19 protein-coding genes are annotated in these 20,975 nt (G+C 64.2%); 2 read left to right on the top strand and 17 right to left on the bottom strand.

The annotated features are described in order from the left end of the window. Positions 1-873 carry a dTDP-4-dehydrorhamnose reductase family protein gene (locus ACXJKM_RS23800; RefSeq protein WP_457355687.1) on the top strand — a complete coding sequence of 291 codons (873 nt, stop codon included), beginning with the start codon at positions 1-3 and terminating at the stop codon, positions 871-873. A gap of 7 nt (positions 874-880) precedes the next feature. Continuing rightward, positions 881-1,843, top strand: coding sequence for an acyltransferase family protein (locus ACXJKM_RS23795; protein WP_457355685.1), 963 nt, complete (start codon positions 881-883; stop codon positions 1,841-1,843). Here the strand turns inward: ACXJKM_RS23795 and ACXJKM_RS23790 are convergent. From ACXJKM_RS23790 to ACXJKM_RS23710, 17 genes are all read right to left on the bottom strand, one after another. Next, on the bottom strand, positions 1,815-2,966 hold the full coding sequence (locus ACXJKM_RS23790) for a glycosyltransferase family 4 protein (protein ID WP_457355683.1): 1,152 nt from the start codon (positions 2,964-2,966) through the stop codon (positions 1,815-1,817). The two genes, ACXJKM_RS23795 and ACXJKM_RS23790, sit on opposite strands and share 29 nt — an antisense overlap. Beyond that, entirely contained in the window at positions 2,963-4,204 is a 1,242-nt protein-coding gene (locus ACXJKM_RS23785; protein ID WP_457355681.1) for a glycosyltransferase family 4 protein, read from the bottom strand. The genes ACXJKM_RS23790 and ACXJKM_RS23785 overlap by 4 nt, the downstream gene beginning before the upstream one ends. Positions 4,205-4,206: 2 nt before the next feature. Beyond that, positions 4,207-5,340: a non-hydrolyzing UDP-N-acetylglucosamine 2-epimerase gene (gene wecB / locus ACXJKM_RS23780; RefSeq protein WP_457355679.1), complete on the bottom strand. Its 1,134-nt coding sequence runs from the start codon at positions 5,338-5,340 to the stop codon at positions 4,207-4,209. Then, complete coding sequence (wbjC, locus tag ACXJKM_RS23775) at positions 5,337-6,449, bottom strand: UDP-2-acetamido-2,6-beta-L-arabino-hexul-4-ose reductase (protein ID WP_457355677.1); 1,113 nt, start codon at positions 6,447-6,449, stop codon at positions 5,337-5,339. Before wbjC ends, wecB begins: the two co-directional genes overlap by 4 nt. Positions 6,450-6,453: 4 nt before the next feature. After that, a complete protein-coding gene (locus ACXJKM_RS23770; protein WP_457355675.1) occupies positions 6,454-7,491 on the bottom strand; it encodes a polysaccharide biosynthesis protein in 1,038 nt (345 codons plus the stop codon). 2 nt (positions 7,492-7,493) lie between these two features. Further along, complete coding sequence (locus tag ACXJKM_RS23765) at positions 7,494-8,279, bottom strand: AglZ/HisF2 family acetamidino modification protein (RefSeq protein ID WP_457355673.1); 786 nt, start codon at positions 8,277-8,279, stop codon at positions 7,494-7,496. Beyond that, positions 8,273-8,902 carry an imidazole glycerol phosphate synthase subunit HisH gene (gene hisH, locus ACXJKM_RS23760; protein WP_457325216.1) on the bottom strand — a complete coding sequence of 210 codons (630 nt, stop codon included), beginning with the start codon at positions 8,900-8,902 and terminating at the stop codon, positions 8,273-8,275. Before hisH ends, ACXJKM_RS23765 begins: the two co-directional genes overlap by 7 nt. Beyond that, positions 8,899-10,038 (bottom strand): N-acetyl sugar amidotransferase, encoded by a 1,140-nt coding sequence (locus ACXJKM_RS23755; RefSeq protein WP_082533023.1) that lies wholly within the window; start codon positions 10,036-10,038, stop codon positions 8,899-8,901. Before ACXJKM_RS23755 ends, hisH begins: the two co-directional genes overlap by 4 nt. An 18-nt stretch (positions 10,039-10,056) precedes the next feature. Then, positions 10,057-11,172 (bottom strand): glycosyltransferase family 4 protein, encoded by a 1,116-nt coding sequence (locus tag ACXJKM_RS23750; protein WP_457355671.1) that lies wholly within the window; start codon positions 11,170-11,172, stop codon positions 10,057-10,059. A 2-nt stretch (positions 11,173-11,174) separates the two neighbouring features. Next, complete coding sequence (locus ACXJKM_RS23745) at positions 11,175-12,365, bottom strand: glycosyltransferase family 4 protein (protein WP_457355669.1); 1,191 nt, start codon at positions 12,363-12,365, stop codon at positions 11,175-11,177. After that, positions 12,362-13,648, bottom strand: coding sequence for a lipopolysaccharide biosynthesis protein (locus ACXJKM_RS23740; RefSeq protein ID WP_457355667.1), 1,287 nt, complete (start codon positions 13,646-13,648; stop codon positions 12,362-12,364). Before ACXJKM_RS23740 ends, ACXJKM_RS23745 begins: the two co-directional genes overlap by 4 nt. Next, a complete protein-coding gene (locus tag ACXJKM_RS23735; RefSeq protein WP_457355665.1) occupies positions 13,645-15,000 on the bottom strand; it encodes a hypothetical protein in 1,356 nt (451 codons plus the stop codon). Before ACXJKM_RS23735 ends, ACXJKM_RS23740 begins: the two co-directional genes overlap by 4 nt. Before the next feature lie 38 nt (positions 15,001-15,038). Next, positions 15,039-16,145: a DegT/DnrJ/EryC1/StrS family aminotransferase gene (locus ACXJKM_RS23730; protein ID WP_457355663.1), complete on the bottom strand. Its 1,107-nt coding sequence runs from the start codon at positions 16,143-16,145 to the stop codon at positions 15,039-15,041. 2 nt (positions 16,146-16,147) lie between these two features. Next, positions 16,148-16,720, bottom strand: a complete 573-nt coding sequence (locus ACXJKM_RS23725) for an acyltransferase (RefSeq protein ID WP_457355661.1) — start codon at positions 16,718-16,720, stop codon at positions 16,148-16,150. A 6-nt stretch (positions 16,721-16,726) separates the two neighbouring features. Continuing rightward, the gene (locus ACXJKM_RS23720) at positions 16,727-17,788 is read right to left on the bottom strand and encodes a Gfo/Idh/MocA family protein (protein WP_056204304.1); all 1,062 of its coding nucleotides are present in this window, start codon (positions 17,786-17,788) and stop codon (positions 16,727-16,729) included. Positions 17,789-17,857: 69 nt separating this feature from the next. Beyond that, positions 17,858-18,931: a Wzz/FepE/Etk N-terminal domain-containing protein gene (locus ACXJKM_RS23715; protein ID WP_457355659.1), complete on the bottom strand. Its 1,074-nt coding sequence runs from the start codon at positions 18,929-18,931 to the stop codon at positions 17,858-17,860. 39 nt (positions 18,932-18,970) lie between these two features. Further along, positions 18,971-20,968 (bottom strand): SLBB domain-containing protein, encoded by a 1,998-nt coding sequence (locus ACXJKM_RS23710; RefSeq protein WP_457355658.1) that lies wholly within the window; start codon positions 20,966-20,968, stop codon positions 18,971-18,973. Between the last annotated feature and the right edge of the window lie 7 nt (positions 20,969-20,975).

Raw genomic sequence — 20,975 nt, 5'->3', positions numbered from 1 at the left:
ATGACGCATTCCCTCAAGCGACTCCTGGTTCTCGGCGCCAATGGCATGCTGGGCAACGCCGTGCTGCGCTGGTTCTCGCAAGACCCGTCCTATGCCGTCGTTGGCGCTGTGCGGCGTGTCGAAACGGTCGAGGGCCTGAGGGCGCGCGCGCCGTCCGCATCGTTCATTGCTTGCGAAGATGCCGGCGACCTGTCCGCGATGCGGCGGCTGTTGGCCGAAGCGCGTCCGGACGTCATCATCAACTGCATCGGCATCGTCAAGCAGTTGGCCGGCGCCGATGCGCCCGCGCTGACGATTCCGATCAACGCATTGCTTCCTCATCGCCTCACCCGGCTCGCGCAGGATCACGGCGCACGACTCGTCCACATCAGCACGGACTGCGTGTTCTCGGGCGCCGCCGGCAACTACGCCGAGTCAGACATCCCGGACGCCGCCGACCTCTACGGTCGCAGCAAGCTCATGGGCGAGGTGGACTATGAGAACGCCGTCACGCTGCGGACGTCCATCATTGGCCATGAGCTCCACACCTCGCATGCCCTGCTGGGGTGGTTTCTGGCCCAGTCCGGTACGGTGTCTGGCTTCAGCAACGCCATCTTCTCGGCGCTGCCGACGGTCGAACTCGCCCGCGTCATCCAGGAGTTCGTGCTGCCCAACCCGGAGCTGCGCGGTATCTACCATGTGGCCGGGCCGGCCATCAGCAAGTACGAGCTGCTGCAGATGGTGGCTCGCGTCTACGACCGCGGCAACACGATCAACGCCGAACCGCTTCCCGTCCTGGACAGGTCCTTGAACGCCGGTCGTTTCGAGGCCGCCACCGGCTACCGCTCGCCCGACTGGCACGAGATGGTGACCCGAATGCACATGTTCGGCTGACGGCCAGATGCTGCAGTCCCTGCAGGCTGGCCGGGCCATTGCGGCACTGATGGTGCTGTGCTTTCACCTCGGCCTGGCCATCCAGCACTACTTCGGCGTGAGCGCGTTCCTGGCGCCGTTCGGGCATGCCGGCGTCGAGTTCTTCTTTGTGCTGAGCGGCTTCATCATCACGTCGGCGCATCGCGGAGACGTCCATCAGCCGCGGCGGATCGGGCGATTTCTCTGGAAGCGCTTCGCCAGGATCTACCCCATCTACTGGATCGTCTTCCTGGCGGCCTATGCCGGTGCCCATGGCATCGTCAAACTGACGCCGGTTGAACTCGTGCGGGCCCTGCTGCTGGTGCCGGCGGAATCAGCGCCGGTCATTTCGGTAGCCTGGTCGCTGCAGTGGGAGGTGGTGTTCTACGGGCTGTTCGCGGCGCTGATTCTTCATCCGGCCTTGGGCGTGGCCGCGCTCGCCGCGGCGCTGTTGTGCTGGCCTGACGGCACCGTCTATCTGGCACTCTTTCTGGCCGGTGCGCTGTGCGCCGTCCTCGATCAGCGTCGGCTGGCCCTGCCTGGGCGGATGGTGGCGCTTCTGGGTGCGGCGGTATTCGTGGGCGCCTGTGTGTACGACGTCACCACGGGCCTGAAGCCCACGCTCTGGCTCGGCATCGGCGCGGCGATTCTGGTGCTGGGCCTCGTCAGCGCGGAGCGCGCCGGCCACGTGTTCGGCCGACATCCCGCGCTGCAACTGCTGGGCGACGCTTCCTACTGCATCTACCTGGTTCACTACCCCTTCATCAGCGCGGCATGCAAGGCCGCCATGTGGGTTGGCCTTCGCGGCCAAACCTGGGGTTGGGTGCTCTACCCCGTGATGCTGTCGGGTGCGGTGCTGGCGGGGGTCTGGCTGCACCTATGGGTCGAGAAACCCTTGCTGGGCAGGTTGAACAAGGCGGGCACTAGCGATGCCCTGACGCCGCCTGCGTGAGCAGCGTGCGCATCGCGGCGATGTCGGCCTCGGCATTGAGCCTGGCTGCGCCGTAGCCTTGAGCGCGCTGGCGCTGCGCAAGCCGTTCACCAGCAGGCAGGGCGGCAAACGCGTCCACGGCTTGTGCGAATTGCGAGACCTGCAGCGGCAGATCGGCGCCAACACCGGCCGCAGCAAGATGTCGCCATGGGGTTTGATCGCTGATCAGCAGGGAGCAGCCCGCCAGCAGCGCCTCGTGGATCACATAGCCGTTGTTCTCTGCCCGGGTCGGAAACAGGAACAACTCGTAGTCCGCCAACGTGGCGACGACCTGTTCGGGGTCGACCGGGCCGAGATAGCGGGTGTGCACCCAGTCGGGCAGGCGCGTCGTCGCCTCGCGACAGGCGTCCCAATAGGCTTCATTGCCGATAGGCCCGACGATGTCCAGGGACACGGGCGCCGTGACCTTGGCCAGCGCTTCCAGCGCGAACAACAGGTTCTTCTTGGCCTCGATGCGCGAGAGAAAAACGACCTTCAAGGGCGCTGATTCGTCAGCACAGAGTGGTGTCGGCAATGCCTGCGCCCGCGGCGGGAGGTCGGCGACGAGGTGGACAGCAGCGAAGCCGAAGTCGCGCAGTCCTTGCCGCTCTGTCTCGCTGGTGGCATGGAACTGCAGCCCTCGGAACATGCCCAGCCCTCGCAGCAGCCGCAGGTAGAGCAGCTTCTTTGCTCGGCGCTGCATCAGCGCGCCACTCATGAGCTCGCCTCGGGGCGCAAGAAGCACGGGCAGGTCGAGCCGGCGCAGCCGCCGCAGCAGCAGCGGCAGGGCCGTGAATACCGGCGACAGGAAGCTGTTCAGGTAGACCAGATCCCACGGCTGGCTCAGCAGCTTTTGCATCGACCTGAGGCCGGCAAGGCCGCGCGGCAGATGGTGCAACGCGACGCCGGCTTTTTTCTGTGCCTCAAGGCAGGCCGCGGCGGAATAGGGCTCGGCGGTGTGCAGGTCGTGCGCGCTGGCGGCAACGACGAAGTCGAAGTCGTCCTTCAGGTGCGCGACGAGGCTCACCACCGCCGTCACCGAACCGCCCCCCTTGCTGCCGGGCAGGAAGTGAGGGTTGAGCACCAGGACGCGCGGTCTGCTCATCGCTGTTTGCGAAAGCCCTGGCTCGCCTCCTGCAGCCATTGTTCGAGCTGGCCAATCAGCGTGTCGCGGTGGAACTGGGAGCGGCAATACGCCCGCGCCTTCAAGCCCATGGCGAGACGCTCCTGCTCGGACATGCTGGCCAGCAGGCTCACCTGACGGGCCAGTGCGGCGCTGTCGCTGGCAGGGCAGGTCAGCCCAGCGCCTGCTTCCTCCACCACCTTGGCGCCCTCGCCATCGAGCATCGCCAGCAGCGGCTTGCCGGCCGACAGGTAGGCGGAGACCTTGCCAGGAATGGTCATGGCGAAGATGGGCTCGGCCTTGAGCGACACGAGCAGCGCATCGGCACCCTTGAAGAACGAGGGCATGCGCTCAAGCGGATGCCGGCCGAGCATGAAGACGGTGTCGCCCAGCTGGCGCCTTGCGATCTCGTCCCGCACCCACTCGGCCGCACGGCCGTCGCCAACGACCAGCCAGTGGACATCCCTGCGCTCCCGCATCGTCTCGGCGGCCGCGAGGATGGCCGGAAAATCCTGCGCGTCGCCGATATTGCCGGCAAACATGACCTTGAATGCGCTGCGATGCGGCGCCAGCTCGGCGGCGGTCTCCACGTCGGCGAGGTCACGGTCGAAGGCTTCCTCGGCCCACTGCGGGAAGTAGCGCGTCTTCTCAGGCGCGCGCGACCAACGCTGGATGGGTGCGAAGAAGGAGCGCGACTGGCCCAGGATCAGGTCGCAGCGCGCGTAGATGAAGGCGACCAGCCGCCCCACCCAGCCGAGCAGGCGCGGCGAGCGCACCATGCCGACGGCTGACAGGGTGTCGGGCCAGAGATCCAGCACCCACAGCAGCAGCGGCGCCTGCTTGATGCGGCGCAGCAGCACGGCCGGCAGGGCCGACGTGATGGGCGAGGTCTCGAAGCAGAAGATCGCGTCGAAGTGGCGCCCGCGCAGCCGCCACGGCCCCAGCAGGCAGCCCCAGAAGACGAAGCTCCAGTAATTCAGCAACAGGCGGATCGAGCCCTTGCCGCGGGGCCGCAAGGGCAGGCGAATGACTTCGGCGCCGTGGTACTCGGCAAACGCCGCCGGGTCCGCCGCGTAGTCGTCAAAGACCTGGCCACCGGGGTAGTTGGGCCGGCCGGTCAGCACGGTCACTTCATGGCCGCGTGCACGCAGCTCGGAGACGATTTCGTTGACGCGAAAGGCTTCGGGCCAGAAGTACTGGCTGACGACGAGAACGCGCATCCTCAGTCGTACTGGCGCCAGACGACGCGTTTCACATAGTCGGTGTAGCTGTGAATGATGCGTACGACCTTGGCGGAGACGTTGGGCATGCTGTAGTCGGCCACCAGGCGCAGGCTGCGCTGGTCGCCGCGAGCCTGGGATGCCAGCACGGCAAGGCCCTGGCGCACCCGCTCGACCGACAGCCCGGTCATCATGACGGCGCCTTCCTCCATGCCTTCGGGGCGCTCGTGGGCCTCGCGCAGGTTCAGCGCGGGGAAGTTGAGGATCGACGACTCCTCGTTGATCGTGCCGCTGTCGGACAGCACGGCCATGGCCGAGGATTGCAGCCGCACGTAGTCAAGGAAGCCCAGCGGCTTCATCAACCGCACGCCGGCGTGGAACTTGATGCCCCCCGCGTCGATGCGCTTTTGCGTGCGCGGATGCGTCGACACGATGACGGGCAGGCCATGGTCCTCGGCGACCGCGTTCAAGATGCCGACGAGCTTGCCGAAGGTGCGCGGCGATTCGATGTTCTCTTCGCGGTGGGCGCTGACGACGAAATAGCGCTGCTCATCGAGGCTGAGGCGGCTCAGCACGTCCGACGCTGCGATGCCGTCGCGGTAATGGTTCAGCACCTCGAACATCGGGCTGCCGGTCTTGATGATCTGGTCGGGCGGAAGACCCTCGCGCAGCAGATAGTCGCGGGCGATCGTGCTGTAGGTGAGGTTGATGTCGGCCGTGTGGTCGACGATGCGGCGGTTGGTCTCCTCCGGCACGCGCATGTCGAAGCAGCGGTTGCCGGCTTCCATGTGGAAGATCGGGATCTTGCGGCGCTTGGCGGCGATGACGGCCAGGCAGGAGTTGGTGTCGCCGAGCACCAGCATGGCCTCGGGTTGCTCGGCCTCCAGCACCGTGTCGATGCCCCCGATGATGTTGCCGATGGTCTGCGCCGCGCCGCCCTGGGCCGCGTTCAGGAAGTGTGCGGGCTTGCGCACGCCGAGGTCGTCGAAGAAGACCTGGTTGAGCTCGTAGTCGTAGTTCTGGCCCGTGTGGACGAGGATGTGGTCGCAGTGTTCGTCCAGCGCGGCCATGACGCGCGACAGCCGGATGATCTCGGGGCGCGTGCCAACGACGGTCAGCACCTTGAGCTTCTTCATGGCTTGACTTTCATGGCGGTCGTGTCGGGGCGCGCGCGGTCGAAGATCTCGTTGGCCCAGAGCATGACGATGAGCTCGTCCTCACCGATGTTGGTGATGTTGTGGGTCCAGCCGGGGATGGTCTCGACGATCTGCGCCTCGCCACCACGCGTGACGAGTTCATGCGTCTCGCCGCTGTCGATATGGCGGAAGCCGAAATGCGCCGTGCCCTTGATGACGAGGAATTTCTCGGTCTTGGTGTGGTGGTAATGCTCGCCGCGCGTGATGCCGGGGCCGGCCGTGAAATAGCTGAACTGCCCGCAGTCCGGCGTCTTCAGCATCTCGACAAAGACACCACGCGGGTCGGCGTGGCGAGCCACCTGGTAGGCGAAGGCCTCGCTGGGCAGGTAGCTGACGTAGGTGGCGTATAGCGCCCGCGTCAGACCGGTGCCCACGCGGTCGATCAGCAGGCCCTCGCGCGTGGCGCGAAAGCCGTTCAGGGTCTGGGCCAGCTCGCCGACGGTCGTCTCGTACGTCGGCTCGACATCGACGAAGCCGGCGGCCGGCGGCGTGGCTCCCAACAGTGCCAGCATCTGGTCGATGACGTCGTCGATGTAGACCAGGCGCAGCGGCGCGGCCGGGTCGTTGATCGTGACGGTCAGGCCGCGCGCGATGTTGTGGCAAAAGGTCGCGACGACCGAGTTGTAGTTGGGCCGGCACCATTTGCCGAAGACATTGGTCAGCCGGAAGATGTAGACCGGCACGCGGCATTGGCGCTGGTAGTGCAGCAGGGCGTCTTCTGCGGCACGCTTGCTGCGGCCATAGACGTTGTCCAGCGAGGCCTGCGTGGATGACGCGAAGGCGATCGGTGGCGAGTCGGGCAGGCTGCCCAGGATGGCGATCAGGCGCAGGCTGAAGTCTGCATTGCCGTCGTCGAACTCGGCCGGGTCCTGCGGCCGGTTCACGCCGGCCAGGTGATAGACGAAGTCAAGGCCGCTGAGCTGCTCGATGAGCTCGGCGTCGCCCGCCCGATGGGAAATCAGGCGCACGTCGGCATGGCCGGCCTCGCGCAGCCGCCATTGCAGGTTGCGGCCGACGAAGCCAGATGCACCGGTGATGCCGATCTTCACGACGTCAATCCTCCGCCGTCACGTTGGCCTCGCCCGCGGCGAGGCGGCGCATGAAGTCGAGCTTCATCAGCAGAGCCGTCATGCCGGCCAAGTCCAGGCGCTCGGTGTTGTGCGAGGTGTAGTCCTCGGCGTCCTGGATGCGCGTCTCGCCCTGCTCGACGAACTTGGTGTAGTTCAGGTCGCGGCCATCGGGTGGGATGCGGTAGTAGCCGCCCAGGTCCTCGGCGCCGGCGCGCTCCTCGCGGCTCAGCAGCGCCTCGTAGAGCTTCTCGCCGTGGCGGGTACCGATCTCGCGGATGGCATGGTCGGGCGCACCGATGACGCCGAGCACGGCCTCGGCCAGCACGCGGATCGTCGCCGCGGGCGCCTTCTGTACAAAGATGTCGCCGTTGCGGCCATGCTCGAAGGCATAGAGCACGAGCTCGACGGCATCGTCCAGCGTCATCATGAAGCGCGTCATCGCCGGGTCGGTGAGCGTGATCGGCTTGCCGGCGCGAACCTGCTCGACGAACAACGGGATGACCGAGCCACGCGAGGCCATCACATTGCCGTAGCGCGTACCGCAGATGACGGTGCTCGTGCCCTCAAGATTGCGCGACGCGGCGACCATGACCTTCTCCATCATGGCCTTGGAGATGCCCATCGCGTTGATCGGGTAGACGGCCTTGTCGGTGGACAGGCAGATGACGCGCTTCACGCCGGCCGTGATGGCGGCGTCGAGCACGTTCTCGGTGCCCAGCACATTGGTGCGCACAGCCTCCATCGGATGGAACTCGCAGGACGGCACCTGCTTGAGCGCGGCGGCGTGGAAGCAGTAGTCCACGCCGCGCATGGCGCCGGCGACCGCGCGCGGGTCACGCACATCGCCGATGTAGAACTTCAGCTTGGGCGATGCGTACTTCTTGCGCATATCGTCCTGCTTCTTCTCGTCGCGGCTGAGGATGCGGATCTCACGCAGGCCGGAGTCGAGGAAGCGGCGCAGCACGGCATTGCCGAAGCTGCCGGTGCCACCGGTGATGAGCAGAGTCTTGTCGTCAAACATGTTCAGCGGGGGAGGGCAGCGGCGAAGAGGGCGTCCTTCTGGGCCGGCTGCGGGTAATTGATCAGTACCGCGCGGTACTGACCCTTGAAGACGAAGAGGCTGCCGGCCGCGGCGCCGATGACACCGCAGGCCTTGATCAGGGCCTCGATGTCGGCGAGCGAGCCGGCGCCGCCGAGCACGCTCATCGGGATGCGCAGCGCGGCGCGCATCTGCTTGGCGAGTTCGAGGTCATAGCCCTTCATGACGCCGTCTCGATCGACCGAGTTCAGCACGATCTCGCCGGCACCCTGGGCCTGGCATTCACGCGCGAAGGCGATCGGGTCGAGCTTGTGAGCCTTGGTCGCGTTGTGCGTGCAGAGCTCATAGCCGCTGGCGAACAGACCCGACTTCTTGCGCACGTCGAGCACGACGACGACGCTCTGGCCGCCGACGGCGTCGGCGATGCGGCGGATACAGGTCGGGTCCTCGACGGCGGCGCTGCTGATGCAGACCTTCTCGACACCGAGTTCGATGATGCGCTTGGCCTGCTCGGGCGTACGCACGCCGCCGCCATAGGCCAGCGGCATGCGGCATTCGGCGGCCAGGTCCTGGATCAGCTTGTAGTCGGGCTCGACGCCGTTGCGCGTCGCGTCGATGTCGAGGACGACGAGCTCGTCGGCTTCCTTCTCGTTGAAGATCTTGACCGCGTTGATCGGGTCGCCGACGTACTTCGGGTCCTTGAAGCCGACGGTCTTCACGAGGCCGCCCTCGTGCACGAGCAGGCAGGGGGTGATGCGCGGCCTCAGCATGTCGAAGACTCCAGTTCGGCGAAGTTCTTCAGCATGGCCGCGCCCCAATGGTGGCTCTTCTCGGGGTGGCCCTGCATGCCGTAGATGCAGCCATTGCGCACCGAAGCCGCGAACGTCGAGCCGTACTCGGCGCGAGCAGCGACATGGGTCGGGTCGCTGCACTCGAAGTAATATGAGTGCAGAAAGTAAAAGCGCGCGTCGGTCTCAAGGCCCTTGAACAGCGGCGTGCCGGCAACCGGGTTCACGTCGTTCCAGCCCATGTGCGGCAGCGGCAGGCCGGCTGTTCTGCCGGTGCTGTCGAAATGCTTCACCTGGCCGGGAACCCAGCCCAGGCCGCGGCATTGGCCCTCGTCGCTGGACTCACCGAGCATCTGCATGCCCACGCAGATGCCCAGCACCGGCACGCCGCCACGGGCGACCATCGCATCCAGCGGCTCGCGCAGCCCGGAGGCGTTGAGACGGTTCATCGCATCGTCGAAACCGCCGACGCCCGGCAGGATGACATGCGTGGCGTCCTCGATCTCGGCGGCCGTCGTCGCGAAGCGCGTGGGGATGCTCATGCGCTTGTACATGGTGGCCAGCGCACCGATATTGCCGACGCCGTAGCTGACGATGGTGATCATCGAATGATGGCCCTTTGCACGCCGAGCGCGCGCAGCACCCGGGTGCCGAGATCGATGATGGCCATGTCGTTGGCGTAGTCCTTGTACGTCTTGGGCTCGCCGCGGTGCAGCGCCTGCAACTCGGCGACGGTCAGGCCGAGCTTGGTGGCGATGTATTCGAAGTCATGCGCCAGCGTTTCCTCGTCATAGGCGGGGATGGCGATCTTGGCGAGCGCGTCCTCGCGCTTGAGCTGGCCGGTCAGGATCAGGCTGGAGAAATGCGCGCGGCGCTTGTCGTAGCCGAACTTGCTGGGCAGCCAGTAGCCCTCGTAGAAGCGCGTGAAGCGCGACTCGTAGTGCTTGTGCGCGTACTTCTGCCAGCCGAACTTGTCCACCAGTTCGTCCATGGCCGCTTCCTTGTAGAAGGGCACGCAGTTCAGCGGCTTGACGACCTGGACGCCCTTGAAGAAGCGGTAGTAGATCTTGAAGCGGAAGATGCCCGCGAGCGGGAACTTCTTCAGCGGCCGCGTGCCGAAACGGCGGTGGATGTCCTTGAGCTGGCGCACGTCGGACGCGTGGTAATGCCACTCCAGCGGCTCGCGAACGCACTCGGTCGAGTAGTTGGCACCGGTCAGGATGTATTTCGCGTTGTTCTTGGCCGCGAAGTTGTAGAGGCCCGCGAAAAAGGCGTGGTCCTGCGGCGTGTCAAGGTGCGGCACCTGGGCCTTGAAAAAGGCCAGCTGCAGGTCGCGCATCTCGGGCCAGTCGATGACCTCGGTGAACAGATCCAGCCCCAGGCCGTCGACCAGCTTCTCGATGTTGTTGACCGCCTGCTGCGAGTTCCAGCCGGCGTCGACGTGATACAGCAGCGGGCGCAGGCCGAACTTCTCCTTGGCCAGATAGGTCACGTAGGAGCTGTCGACACCACCCGAGAGGCCGATCAGGCAGTCATGGTCCTTGCCCTTGCCATCGCGCTTGATCTGCTCGACCTGCGCCATGATCTCGCGCTCGCCGCGCTCGTCGGTGTGCCAGTTGGGCAGGATGTTGCGGTGGTAGTTGTTGCAGTAGTCGCACCAGCCGCGCTCGTCGAACACGATGCCGGAGTCGGACGTGTCCATGATGCAGTTGGAGCAGATCTGGTAAGGGCGCAAGGGCATGGTTCTGGCAAATGGGGGTCAGGCGGCTGCGTCCAGCGTGGAGAGCACCGAGAGAAGACGGCGATTGTAGGTAGCAACCCTGTAGCGCTCGTCCGCCAGTTGACGGTTATGAAGTGCTTGCCTCAGTAGCGCCTGGCGATCGGCAAGGCATTGCCGCAGCGCAGCAGTGATCGACTCCGCTGAGCGTGGCTGTACCGCCAGCCCGCATTCGCCCGGCGCGAAAACGTCGAAGATGCCGCTGTGGTCCGTCGTGATGACGGCGCAGCCGGAAGCGTAGGCCTCCAGGATGGAGATTGGCTGGCCCTCGTAAGGGTAGTAGGTGGGCAGGCAGAAGACATGTGCGTCGCCCAGCAGCCCAGCCTTCGCTGTGCCACCGACGATGCCGTGATAGCTGACGTTGGGCAACCCGGCGGCCCGCGCCAGGAACTCGCCGCGGGCGGCTTCGCTTTCGAAGGCGCCGGCAAAATCCAGCCGGATTCGCGCCTGTTCCGCGGGGCTCAGGCTTTGGTAGGCGCCCAGCAGTTCCTCGTGGCCTTTACCGGGAATCAGGTTGCTCAGATAGAGCAGGCGCAGCGGCCCGGACGCGGCGAACTTGGTCTCGATCTCGGCGACATCGCGGAATAGATAGTCCTGCGCGAAGTTGGGTATGAGATGGGCGTGCCGCTCGCGCCATCGTTGCGGCAGGCCCTCCAGTAGTGGCAGGTGCCGCTCGCCGAGCAGGATGACAGCACCCATGCGTCGCCAGAAGAAGCGGTTGAGGGCCGCAAGCAGAGGGTGGTCGCGCAGCAGAGCCTTCATGCCGGCGCCGCCGTGCAGGTGAATGGCCATGCGCGACAGCCGGCTGGCGCAAACGGCGTAGATCAACAGATCTTTCAAATTGCCGGCCACCGACTCCGAGATCGTGAAATAGACAAGGTCGCAGTGCCGGGCCCGGCGCCAAGCCTGCCAGACAAATCCCAGCACCTCGCGCACGCGCCCCAGTGCGCCACCCATCACACCGCTCTTCAGGCTGGTCTTGTTGATGTTGATGACGTCGATCTCGTATTGCTTCTCGAGTTCGTCGAGAAATACCCGGCAGGCCAGCGATTGGCCGGTGACCGGGTCGGGCAGTGGCGCAATGAACAAGACCTTCATGCTCAAGTTCCAAGCGTCTGCGTAGCGATGACGTTCCAGTCGAGCAACTCATCGGCCGTGCGCAACGCCCCAGCGGCCATATCCTCTACTTGCGTGCGGTCCGCTGCCAGGGCCGACAAGCGGGCGCTCAGGAGTGCATGTGCACCCTCTGGTTCTATGCACAACTCCAGATTGGCGTGGCGGTTCAGGTAGCCAACTTCCTGATCGCCGCCAATGACTGCCTTGGGTTCTCCAATCAGCAAAGGCTTGCCCATGCCGATCGCTTGTTGCCAAAGGATTGATTGGCTGCCAGGGAAGACCGCGAGGTCGGCCAGATCCAGGTGGGCGAGGATGGCTTCTTGATCGAGCCAGCCGGTGAAGCGGATGCGTGGATGACTGCCGGCAAGTCCGCGCAATTCTTCAAGGTACGCTGCGTCAGCCTTGCTGGCATCTCCGGCAATGATGAGCCATGTCGAATCTCCAGGCAGGGTCAGGAAGGCACGGAGCAGGCGTTCCACGCGTTTGGGACGGGCTAATTTGCCACCGCCGAAGATGACCAAAGCTTTGGCGTCAATGCCATATTGTTGACGCAGCTGGCGCCCACGCCGTTCGTTGCGAATCCGGCGGCACGCATCCATGTCACAACCAAGCGGTAGCAACGTCATGCGGTCATTGGAGACGCCGTATACCTCGTTTAGAAAGCGCTGGCTGGCCGGGGTGACCGGATAGATCGCGTCGAGCATCGAGAGGTATCGGTGTAGCAGCGGCCTCCGTAAGCCCTTATGCAGAACCGCAAGGGATAGCCAGTTGCGTGCCGAGTTGCTGAAGTCTGCGTGATAGTCGAGTACGACACGCGTGCCTGGGTAGCGTTGTCTGTACCTGCTGACTTCGGACAGGTTGAACTGGATGTCGTGGACGAAGATGACGTCGGGGCGCTCTCGCTCCAGCAGATCCGACACGCCCTTGAACTTACGAATTCGCGAAACGAAGTTGAAGGCATAGGGTTGCCTGTAGACGGTCGTTGTACCGTGGCGCTCGATACTTGCAGGGCGCCGAGCGTCGTGGCGGTTTTCTACGAACTCGAACACATCGGTGGTAGTGGCCGTGACGATACTGACTCGATGGCCCAACTTGCCGAAATACCTTTCGAGCAAGTTCTCCTGATAGCTGAGCGACTGGTTGTAGAAGTCGCAGATCATCAGCACATGACTCATTGAGCGGCGAGTGCAACGGGTGATAGGGCCATGTCGGGCGGACACAGGCGTGCGAAGCTGCGTTCGGCGAGCAGGTCAACGACATACAAGACTGACATTTGAGCGGCGTGCAGGGCCATGAAAGCATCGAAGGACAGCGCGCAGCGCCAGGCGAGGGCCAACGCGCACAGTGTGGTCAGTGCTCTTGCTGCGTGCCAGATCGGCAGGTAGTGCAGGCGACCAACGACCAGGCTTGAGCGGTCCATGGGAGCACTGACGAAGGAGAAGAAGGCCGCTATCGACATCCAGACCGCATACCTGCCCGCCGCCTCCCATGCATCACCAAAGATGAAGGGATAGGCCCAAGGCGACAGCATGGCGATGAGTGCGTACGCAAGCACGCCAATCGCGCTGAGCCGTGCGAAGGTTTGTCGCCAAAGTGGCGCGAAGGATTCGCCCCGTGACCATAGGGCTGCAGCCCGCTGGTAATAGACTTGGCCGATTGCGCTGCCGATCAGCCCGGCCGGCAGAAAGATGGTGGCCGCAACCAGGCTGTATTGGCCGAGATCGATGCTGCCGTAGAACTGGCCGATGAAAAGGATGGTCACCAAGCCTGTGACTGTGCCCAGCAGGTGCGAGCCAAACATGGAGCCTGCGTGTCTCGCGTGCGTCCGAGCCGCTTGAATGGCGCTGGAGGCGCCACCTGCCTTGGCTGCAATATGTCGGTCGGCGCGGCCGGCCAACAGATGCAAGACCAGCTTGGCTGCAGCGCCCGCAGCAATCGTGGCAATCAGCCCCAATGTTGCCAGGCCGCACAACGTCGCCAGCACACCGGTGCCAATGTAGGCGAGCTTGGCCAGCACTTCACCCATGCCCGACAGCTTGAACAGGCCTTTGCGCTGCGTCCAGTGCTGATGGGCCAGGGATAGGGAGATCAACGCTGCCGTCATCGGGCTCAACCACAGCCAATGTGTCTGCCCTGGGTCCATGGATAGCAATGGCGCTGACAACCATGTCAACGGCGTCAGCAGTACGCAGCCAGCTACGGCCAGCAGCAGCGTAAGGCGCAGCAGGGCTAGGGCATCGCTATCACGCCGGGGGAGCTGCACGAAGTACTCGTAGCGCCAAGTCATCAGCCCGGAAAAGAACATCGCAAACTGCAAGAACACACTTTGCGCGGCGAAGTCGGCCGGCGTATACAGCCGCGTCAGCAGCGGCATGCCAAGCACACCAAGCGCCTGGGCCGAGGTGTTGCCGATTGCCTGCCAGCGAACGTCTGACCAGAACGACGCACGCGCCGTCACGATGGCGTGTCTCCTGCGGGCTGCGGAGCAGTCTCCTGCATGCGTGCAGATATCTTCGGTGGCTCAACGAATCTGAAGACCAGTAACCAAAAGATGCCGCCGAACGAGAGCATGGTTGTGAAGAAGTGCCCGTTGGTCAGCGAGATCGCGGGCGGCAATGTCACCATTGCAGCAAACAAGGTATTCCATCTCATCGACAGCCGATCTACAAGCTTGATCCAGCCGATGAATACAAGTCCGATGATGAGGATGCCGACCGTGCCCGCTGCCGCGATACCGTCGCCGGCGAACAGGTTGGCGTTCACGTTGAAGATGGGATTGTTGTAGAGCTTGTCCCCAACGATGTAGCCGAGGTCTGGCCAAAGGGGCTCATTGAAGGCCCAGTCCGGTGGCGGCACGAATAGACTGAAGCCCTTGACGTTGGACCAGTAGGTATGACCAATCTCTGAGAACAGGTCTTCGTACTGACTGACGGTCAGGCCCGGAATGGCGATGGTACGGAATGTCAGCAAAACCGCGAACGCCGCACCAAAGAGGCTCTCCTCCTGTGTGTGTGCCGACCAGATCATCGCAACGGACAACACAGCCAGTATCGTGTGTGCGGCGTACTGGTGCAGGCGTGGTCGAGAGATGAGCAAGAAAACAGCCACCAGAATCAGCGGCAGCAGCAGCAGGGTGCGCTGGGCATTGACTGCATACATCAACAGACCACCTGCGAAGGCGCCGGCAATCCAGAGGGGACGACGCCTGATCAGCCCAATGCATAGCAGGGTGGGCGTGAAGATGTTGCTGAAATAAGTCTGTATGTAGCGGATGACAGGATTGTCAGTAGCGCCCGCGGTGCGCTGCTCGTAAACCGCGGCCGGATCGTCGAGACTGGTCAAGCTCAGAGACGAGCCTGAATAGGCAGCAATGATGACAAAGGCCAGCGCCCATGCTATGAGCACGAAGCGTTCGAATCCCGGGTGGAGTCCATCGGTGCCTTTGAGTGTGCCGGGTTGCGACGAGGAGGCGGCTATGCCGGCCAACACAAAGATGGCGGTCAGTGCGAGCAGCATGGGGCCATAGAGCCTCAGTGCGTCACTGCTGAGCATCAGCGACGTGATCAGGCAGGGGATGTAGACATTGAAATAGAGAACGAAGACGACCAAGCTGGCCGGTGTCGTGATCCGGGGGGCCTGAGCGAAAGCGCTAAGGGCCAGCATCGATACACCGACCGCGAGGCGGGCACCGTCCATGGGATACATCTTGAAGCCGAAGTACTCCCAAACTGGATTGAGGTACTCCACGTAGGCATAGCCGAAGGAGGCGGCGTACAAGAAGACAAAGAGCGCAAAAAGTAATCGCTTCATCTGACTGCCCCGGCCTTCTGGGATGGTGCGGAATTCAGTCAAGCGCCACGGAGCGCGCGTGAGAGAGCCTCGACGATTTGCAGCTGTTGAATTTCTGTGAGGTCCGCGCTCATGGGCAAGCTCATGACGCGCGCTGCAGCCGCGTTGCTATGTGGCAGGCTGTCCGCCGGGCAGCCCGGGCTTTCGTAAGCCGGCTGGCGATGCAATGGGCGCGGGTAGTGCACGGCCGTCGGAATGCCCTGCTCTTTAAGTGCGGCGATGACGGCCGCGCGATCCTCGACCTTGACTGTGTACTGAGCCCACACGCAGTCGCGGTCATCGGCCACCGGTAGCAGGTCGACCGGCGCGCCACTGGCCTTGATCAGCTCCGCGTAGCGATCACCCAGTTGCTTGCGCTGGGCGATCTCCCATTCAAAGCGTTCAAGCTTGCCCAGCACGATCGCGCATTGCAGCGTGTCCATGCGACCACCTACTCCCACGCGGGTGTGGGTATACCGCTGGCTCTGGCCATGCACGCGGATCTCGCGCATGGCCTGCGCGAGGGCATCGTCGCTGGTGAATAGAGCACCACCATCGCCATAACAGCCGAGCGGCTTGCTGGGGAAGAAGCTGGTCGCGCCGATCTTCGAGACGTTGCAGCTCTTGCGGCCCTTGTAGGTCGCACCGAAGCTCTGTGCCGCGTCTTCGATGACCGATAGGTTGTGCTTGGCGGCGATGGCGTTGATCTCGTCCATGTCGGCGACTTGGCCATACAAGCTCACCGGCATGATGGCGCGCGTGGCCGGCGTGATGGCTGCCTCGATGAGGGCGGGATCGATGTTGCAGTCACCGGGCTTGATGTCCACGTAGACCGGCTTGGCGCCGGCCAGCACGATGGTTTCGGCCGTCGCGGCGAAGGTGAAAGGCGTGGTAATGACTTCGTGGCCGGCACCGATGCCCTCGGCCATCAGCGCAATCAGCAGGGCCTCGGTGCCGCTGGAGACGGTGATGCAGTGCTTGGCGCCGGTCAATTGGGCGAGCGCGGCTTCGAGCTCGGCCACTTCGGGGCCCATGATGTATTGGCCGTGGTCGAGTACCTTCTGGATGCGAGCGTCGATGCTGGTCTTGAGCGCGTGGTACTGGCTCTTGAGGTCGATGAATTGCATGTTCAGTCTTGGATCAATTCGCATCGGCCTTCAACGAGCCGATAGCGGTCATGGGTTTGGGGGCAGGTCGCCTCGCCGTCGATGATTTCGAGGCGCTCGCCATGGCGGCTCATCCAGCCGGTCTGCCGCGCCGGCACGCCGAGCATGAGGGCGAAGTCGGGCACGTCGCGGTTGACGACGGCGCCCGCGCCGATGAAGGCGAAGCGACCGATCGTCGTGCCACAGACGATGGTGCTGTTGGCCCCCAGCGTCGCACCCTGGCGCACGACGGTGCGACGGTATTCGTCCTTGCGGGTCACTGCCGAGCGGGGGTTGTATACATTGGTGAACACCATGCTCGGGCCACAGAACACGTCGTCCTCCAGCGTCACTGCGTCGTAGACGGAGACGTTGTTCTGCACCTTGACGTTGTTGCCGATGCTCACGTCGTTGCCGACGAACACGTTCTGTCCGAAGGAGCAGCCCTTCCCGATGCGCGCGCCGCCACAGATGTGCACGAAGTGCCAGACGCGGCTGCCGTCGCCGATCTGCGCGCCCTCGTCAACGATGGCGGAAGGGTGGATGCTGACGCTCATGCAGGCTCAGAACTGCAGGGGCAGGTTGACGCGGCGGCCGTCGCGGGCTGACTGGTACATGCCGATCAGCAATTCCAGGGACTTCAGTCCTTCGCGACCATCGGTCTCTGCCTTGGCCTGGCCGCGCAACACGTCGATGACGTTGAGGTAGTAGAGCGGGTGGCCGATGCCATAGACCGACGTGGTCTGGTAACTGGCATCCTTGATGCTGGCGTCCGCCGGATCGGGCGTCTGGAACTCCCAGTGCTTGATCTCGTTGACGGCCACGCCACCAATGACTGCCGAGCCCTTTTCGCCCAGGATGGTGATCGACCCCTCGAGATTCTTGGGATAGGTGAGCATGGTCACGTTGATCGAGCCCATGGCGCCACTGCGCCACTTCACCGCCGCCACGCCGGTGTCTTCAACCTCGATGTCCCGAGCCAGGGTGCCCGTGTAGGCCATGACACTTTCCACCGGGCCGACGATCCAGTCCAGCAGATCGATGTAGTGACTGGCCTGGTTCATGAAGGCGCCGCCGTCGAACTCCCAGGTGCCGCGCCAAGCGGCGCTGTCGTAGTAGGACTGCGGGCGGGTCCAGAACACATTGACGTTGACCATGTAGATCCGCCCGAAGCGCCCGGCTGTGACGGCGTTCTTCAGCACCTGCAAGGTTGGGTTGCGACGGTTCTGCTTCACGACGAAGAGTCGCACGCCGGCTTCGTCGCAGGCGCGGACCATGTCCAGGCCTTCCTGCCAGCGCGTAGCCATGGGCTTCTCGGTCATCACATGAAAACCAGCCTGCGCGACCTGGATGGCCTGGCGCGAATGCAGCCCGCTTGGCGTCGTGAGAATCACGCAGTCGGCCGTGGTGGCGGCCAGCATGTCCGTCAGGTTCCCGTGGCCCTTGGCACCGGTCGACGCGGTAGCGGCCGCCAGCGCGTCGGGCTCGATGTCGCATACGTCGACCAACTCGCAGTCGTCGGCGAGCTTCCTGATCGACTCGAAATGGTTGTTCGCAATCCGGCCGCAGCCGACCAGAGCGAATCGGACCTTGCGGCCGAGAATGGGTTTTAAAAGGGCGTTCATGCAGGGGCCTGCTCGGTATGGGGGAACTGGATTTCCAGGCAGAAACGGTTCTGCCGGGCAATCAGCGCTCTAGATCTGGCTCTTGGCGCGTTGGCGGACCAGCACCAGCGCGGTATGAGCAGCCACTGCGATCAGGGCCAGGGCAAAACCGGCCATCATCAGCTGGCTGCGCTTGGGTTTGTATTTGCGCTCCGGCACCTGGGCCACGTCGATGACCTGCAGTTGGCCACCGTCGCGGCTTTCATCCACGCGCGCCAGTTCGTACTGGCGGGCGATCAGGTCGAACAGCGTCTCCTGATACTTGAACTCGCGATAGGCGCCGATGTAGCCCGCCCCCGCGGTGGACTGCTCAGCCTGACCGGCACGCGCCAGTTCGCTGCGCAGCCGCGTGACCGCGGCGGTCTGCTGCTGCACCTCGGGCGTGTGCTCGGCCAGACTGCTGCTGAGCATCTGCAAACGCACTTCGGCGCTGGTGAGCTCGGCGCGCAAGCGGGCCACGGCTTCCATCGCAGCCTTGGGTTCCGCCTTGAGAGTCTCGGCCGACACACCAACGCCCTGCAGCACAGCCTGGGCGGCGTCGAGCTTGGTGCGCACCTGCTTCAACTGCCCCTCGAAGAAGGCTCGCCGCTGCTGGGCCTCGGTCAGGGTCAGGCCGGCGGTGAGCTTGCGCAGCTCTTCAACATAGGCGTTTGCCATGTCTGCAGCGCGCTTGGGATCGTGGTCGTCCACTTCAATGGAGATCACACCGTCCTTCTTGCCAAGATTGATCCGGGTGTTGCGCATGAGCTCAAGGCGAGCGTCGTGCGCCAGCTTTTCTTCGTAGACCGTCTTCAGGTCGAAGCGCTCAAGCATGCGGTCGGCGATGGTGCGGCTCTGCGCGAAGGTGACGTACTGGTCGCCGGTATTGCGAACACCGCCGGATATCCCGGCCAGCGCTCCAAGAGAAGCCAGGGCGCCGGCCGCGGCGCTCTGCTGCTGTTGGGGCGGCATGATGCTCGTGCGGGCCATGAACGTGGGCGCAATGAGGTAGCTGGCTCCCAGGCCCAGCACGGCAGTCGCGAGCGGTGCGACCACCAGCAGGCGCCATCGAGCGCCCAGCGCGCCTGCAAACTCGGAGAGGGTCAACTCGGATTCGACGGGCATGTTTGCCGCATTGTTGGGAAGCATCGAAAAACCTGCCCGTTAGTTCTTGAGAGTCTTCAATGCAGCAGCGCCCAGACCGAACTGGTACAGGATCTGCGTCCATTCCTTGGCTTCCTGGCTGAAGCTCGTGCGCGTCAGGTCCTCGGGCACGAAGACGGTGTCACCCGGCAAGGCGGCGAGTGTTGAGAAGCCTGAGCCGAAGGAGATCCAGCCTGAGGACTGTTGTTTGGCGCTGACCACGCTGCCGTTGGCGCGGATCACAAAGGTGCTTGACGTGTCGGCACCGCGGGTCGGGCCGCCGGCCAGGCGCAGCATGTCCTCAACGCTTGCTTCAGGGCGGAACACGAAACTGCCACCATTGAAGACACTGCCGAACACGCCAACGGTGGTTGGCATGGCCGGCACGGTAAGGCGGTCCCCGTCTTCCACCATCAGGTCCGGCAGACGAGAGGCATTGGGTGCGGTTTGCAGCACGATACGGCCGGTCGGCTTGACGGCCCGCAGTCGGTCTATGAGTCGATTGGAACTCTGCACCCTCGAGCCCTGCGCGCTCGCTTCATCGGCTGTCAGCGCCTTCTGGCTCACTTGAACGCGAGCGAACTCCGTTTCGAGGTCCCGCAGCGCGCGTTCGTACTGGGCCTGCTGCGTGATGCGTACGCTTTCTCTGATGAATTCGGCACCGTAGACAAAGGCGCCCGACGTCAGGCCGCCGGCGGCATTTATGGCGTCCGTCAGGCTGCTCCGGGGCGGGAGGATGTATTCCCCAGGGCGCTGGACTTCGCCCTCAATTCGCACCCGCTTGTTCTGGCGGTGCTGGGGCAACAAGGCGGCAGTCGCGTTGAAGGCGCGCACCAGGTCGCCGCTCTTGAGCGTTGCGCGCAGTTGTTGCGGCAGGGTCAACTCAGTGATGCGAGCATCGTTGCGCGTATCCAGGCTTTCAACGGCCAGGCGCGACCGGTCGGCTACCGCATTGAAGCCTGCGCCCATCCGCAACAGGTCGTCAATGGTCTCGCTCGGCTTGAGTTCGAAGATGCCAGGGCGGTTGACGCTGCCAATCAGTGCGACTTGCTGCCCAACAGGCCCGATATGGACGACGTCCTCCGACTGCAGCACGCGATCCGCCGTTTTGTCGCCGCGCAGGAGCAGGTCGTACAGGTCGAACTGGCTGACCAGCTTGCCGCCGCGGCGCAATTCGATCTGGCGCAGACTGCCAGCTGCGGAAGGCCCGCCTGCCTGGATCAGCGCATTGACGATGGTTGACAGGCTGCTGACTGCATAGGCGCCGGGCTTGAGCGTGAACCCCGTGACATAGACGCGGATGCTGCGCAGCCTGCCCAGCGAGGTGCTGAGTCGGTAGTTCTTGAACACCTGGCTCACCCGCTGGTCGATGGCTGTATTCAGGTCGCCATAGCGCAGGCCCGCCACCATGACCGGTCCGACCCGCGGAATGGTGATGCGTCCGTTCCGGTCGACGGTCAGGCGCAGGTCGGCCTCGACAGCGCCCCAAAGGTTGACCAGCAGCTCATCGCCCACGCTGACGACATAGTCGCCGGGAATCTGGCTGGAACCTTCGCCTGGCGTGCCGACGCGCGGGCTCAGCAGCTCCATGCCGAAGCGAGGCACTTCAACGTCTTCACCGACGGCACGCTGCACGTAGCGTTCGAACTCGCTCATCTCGAGAATCCGACGCGCATCGCGTTCCGAAGGATCGAGCGCGCGCAGCGACTCCCGCTGCGGCCCGCGCTGCAGCTCGCGCTGAGATTCCCGCGGTGCTTCGCTGCCCGGGTCGCTGCCTGCGGGGCGCGCTGGCGTCTGCGACGGTGCGACCAGCCGCACCGGCCCTACCTGTGAATCGTTGCTGTTGGTCTCGGCCGCACGGCTGCTCAGCGAGGTCATGCTGGCCAGCACGCCGAATGCCAGCGAGGCCATCAGGTGGCAGGCCAGATGGGTGGACGCCCCGCGCTTTACCTTGGCGAATGTCTGAGTCACGGTGGATGGTGAATATTTAGGCAATTCCAAGAGACCGGGACTAGTCATGGGGGCT

The organism is Roseateles sp. P5_D6 (assembly GCF_054049415.1).
Note: the sequence above shows the minus strand (reverse complement) of the source record. Positions and strands in the feature narration are given on the sequence as shown.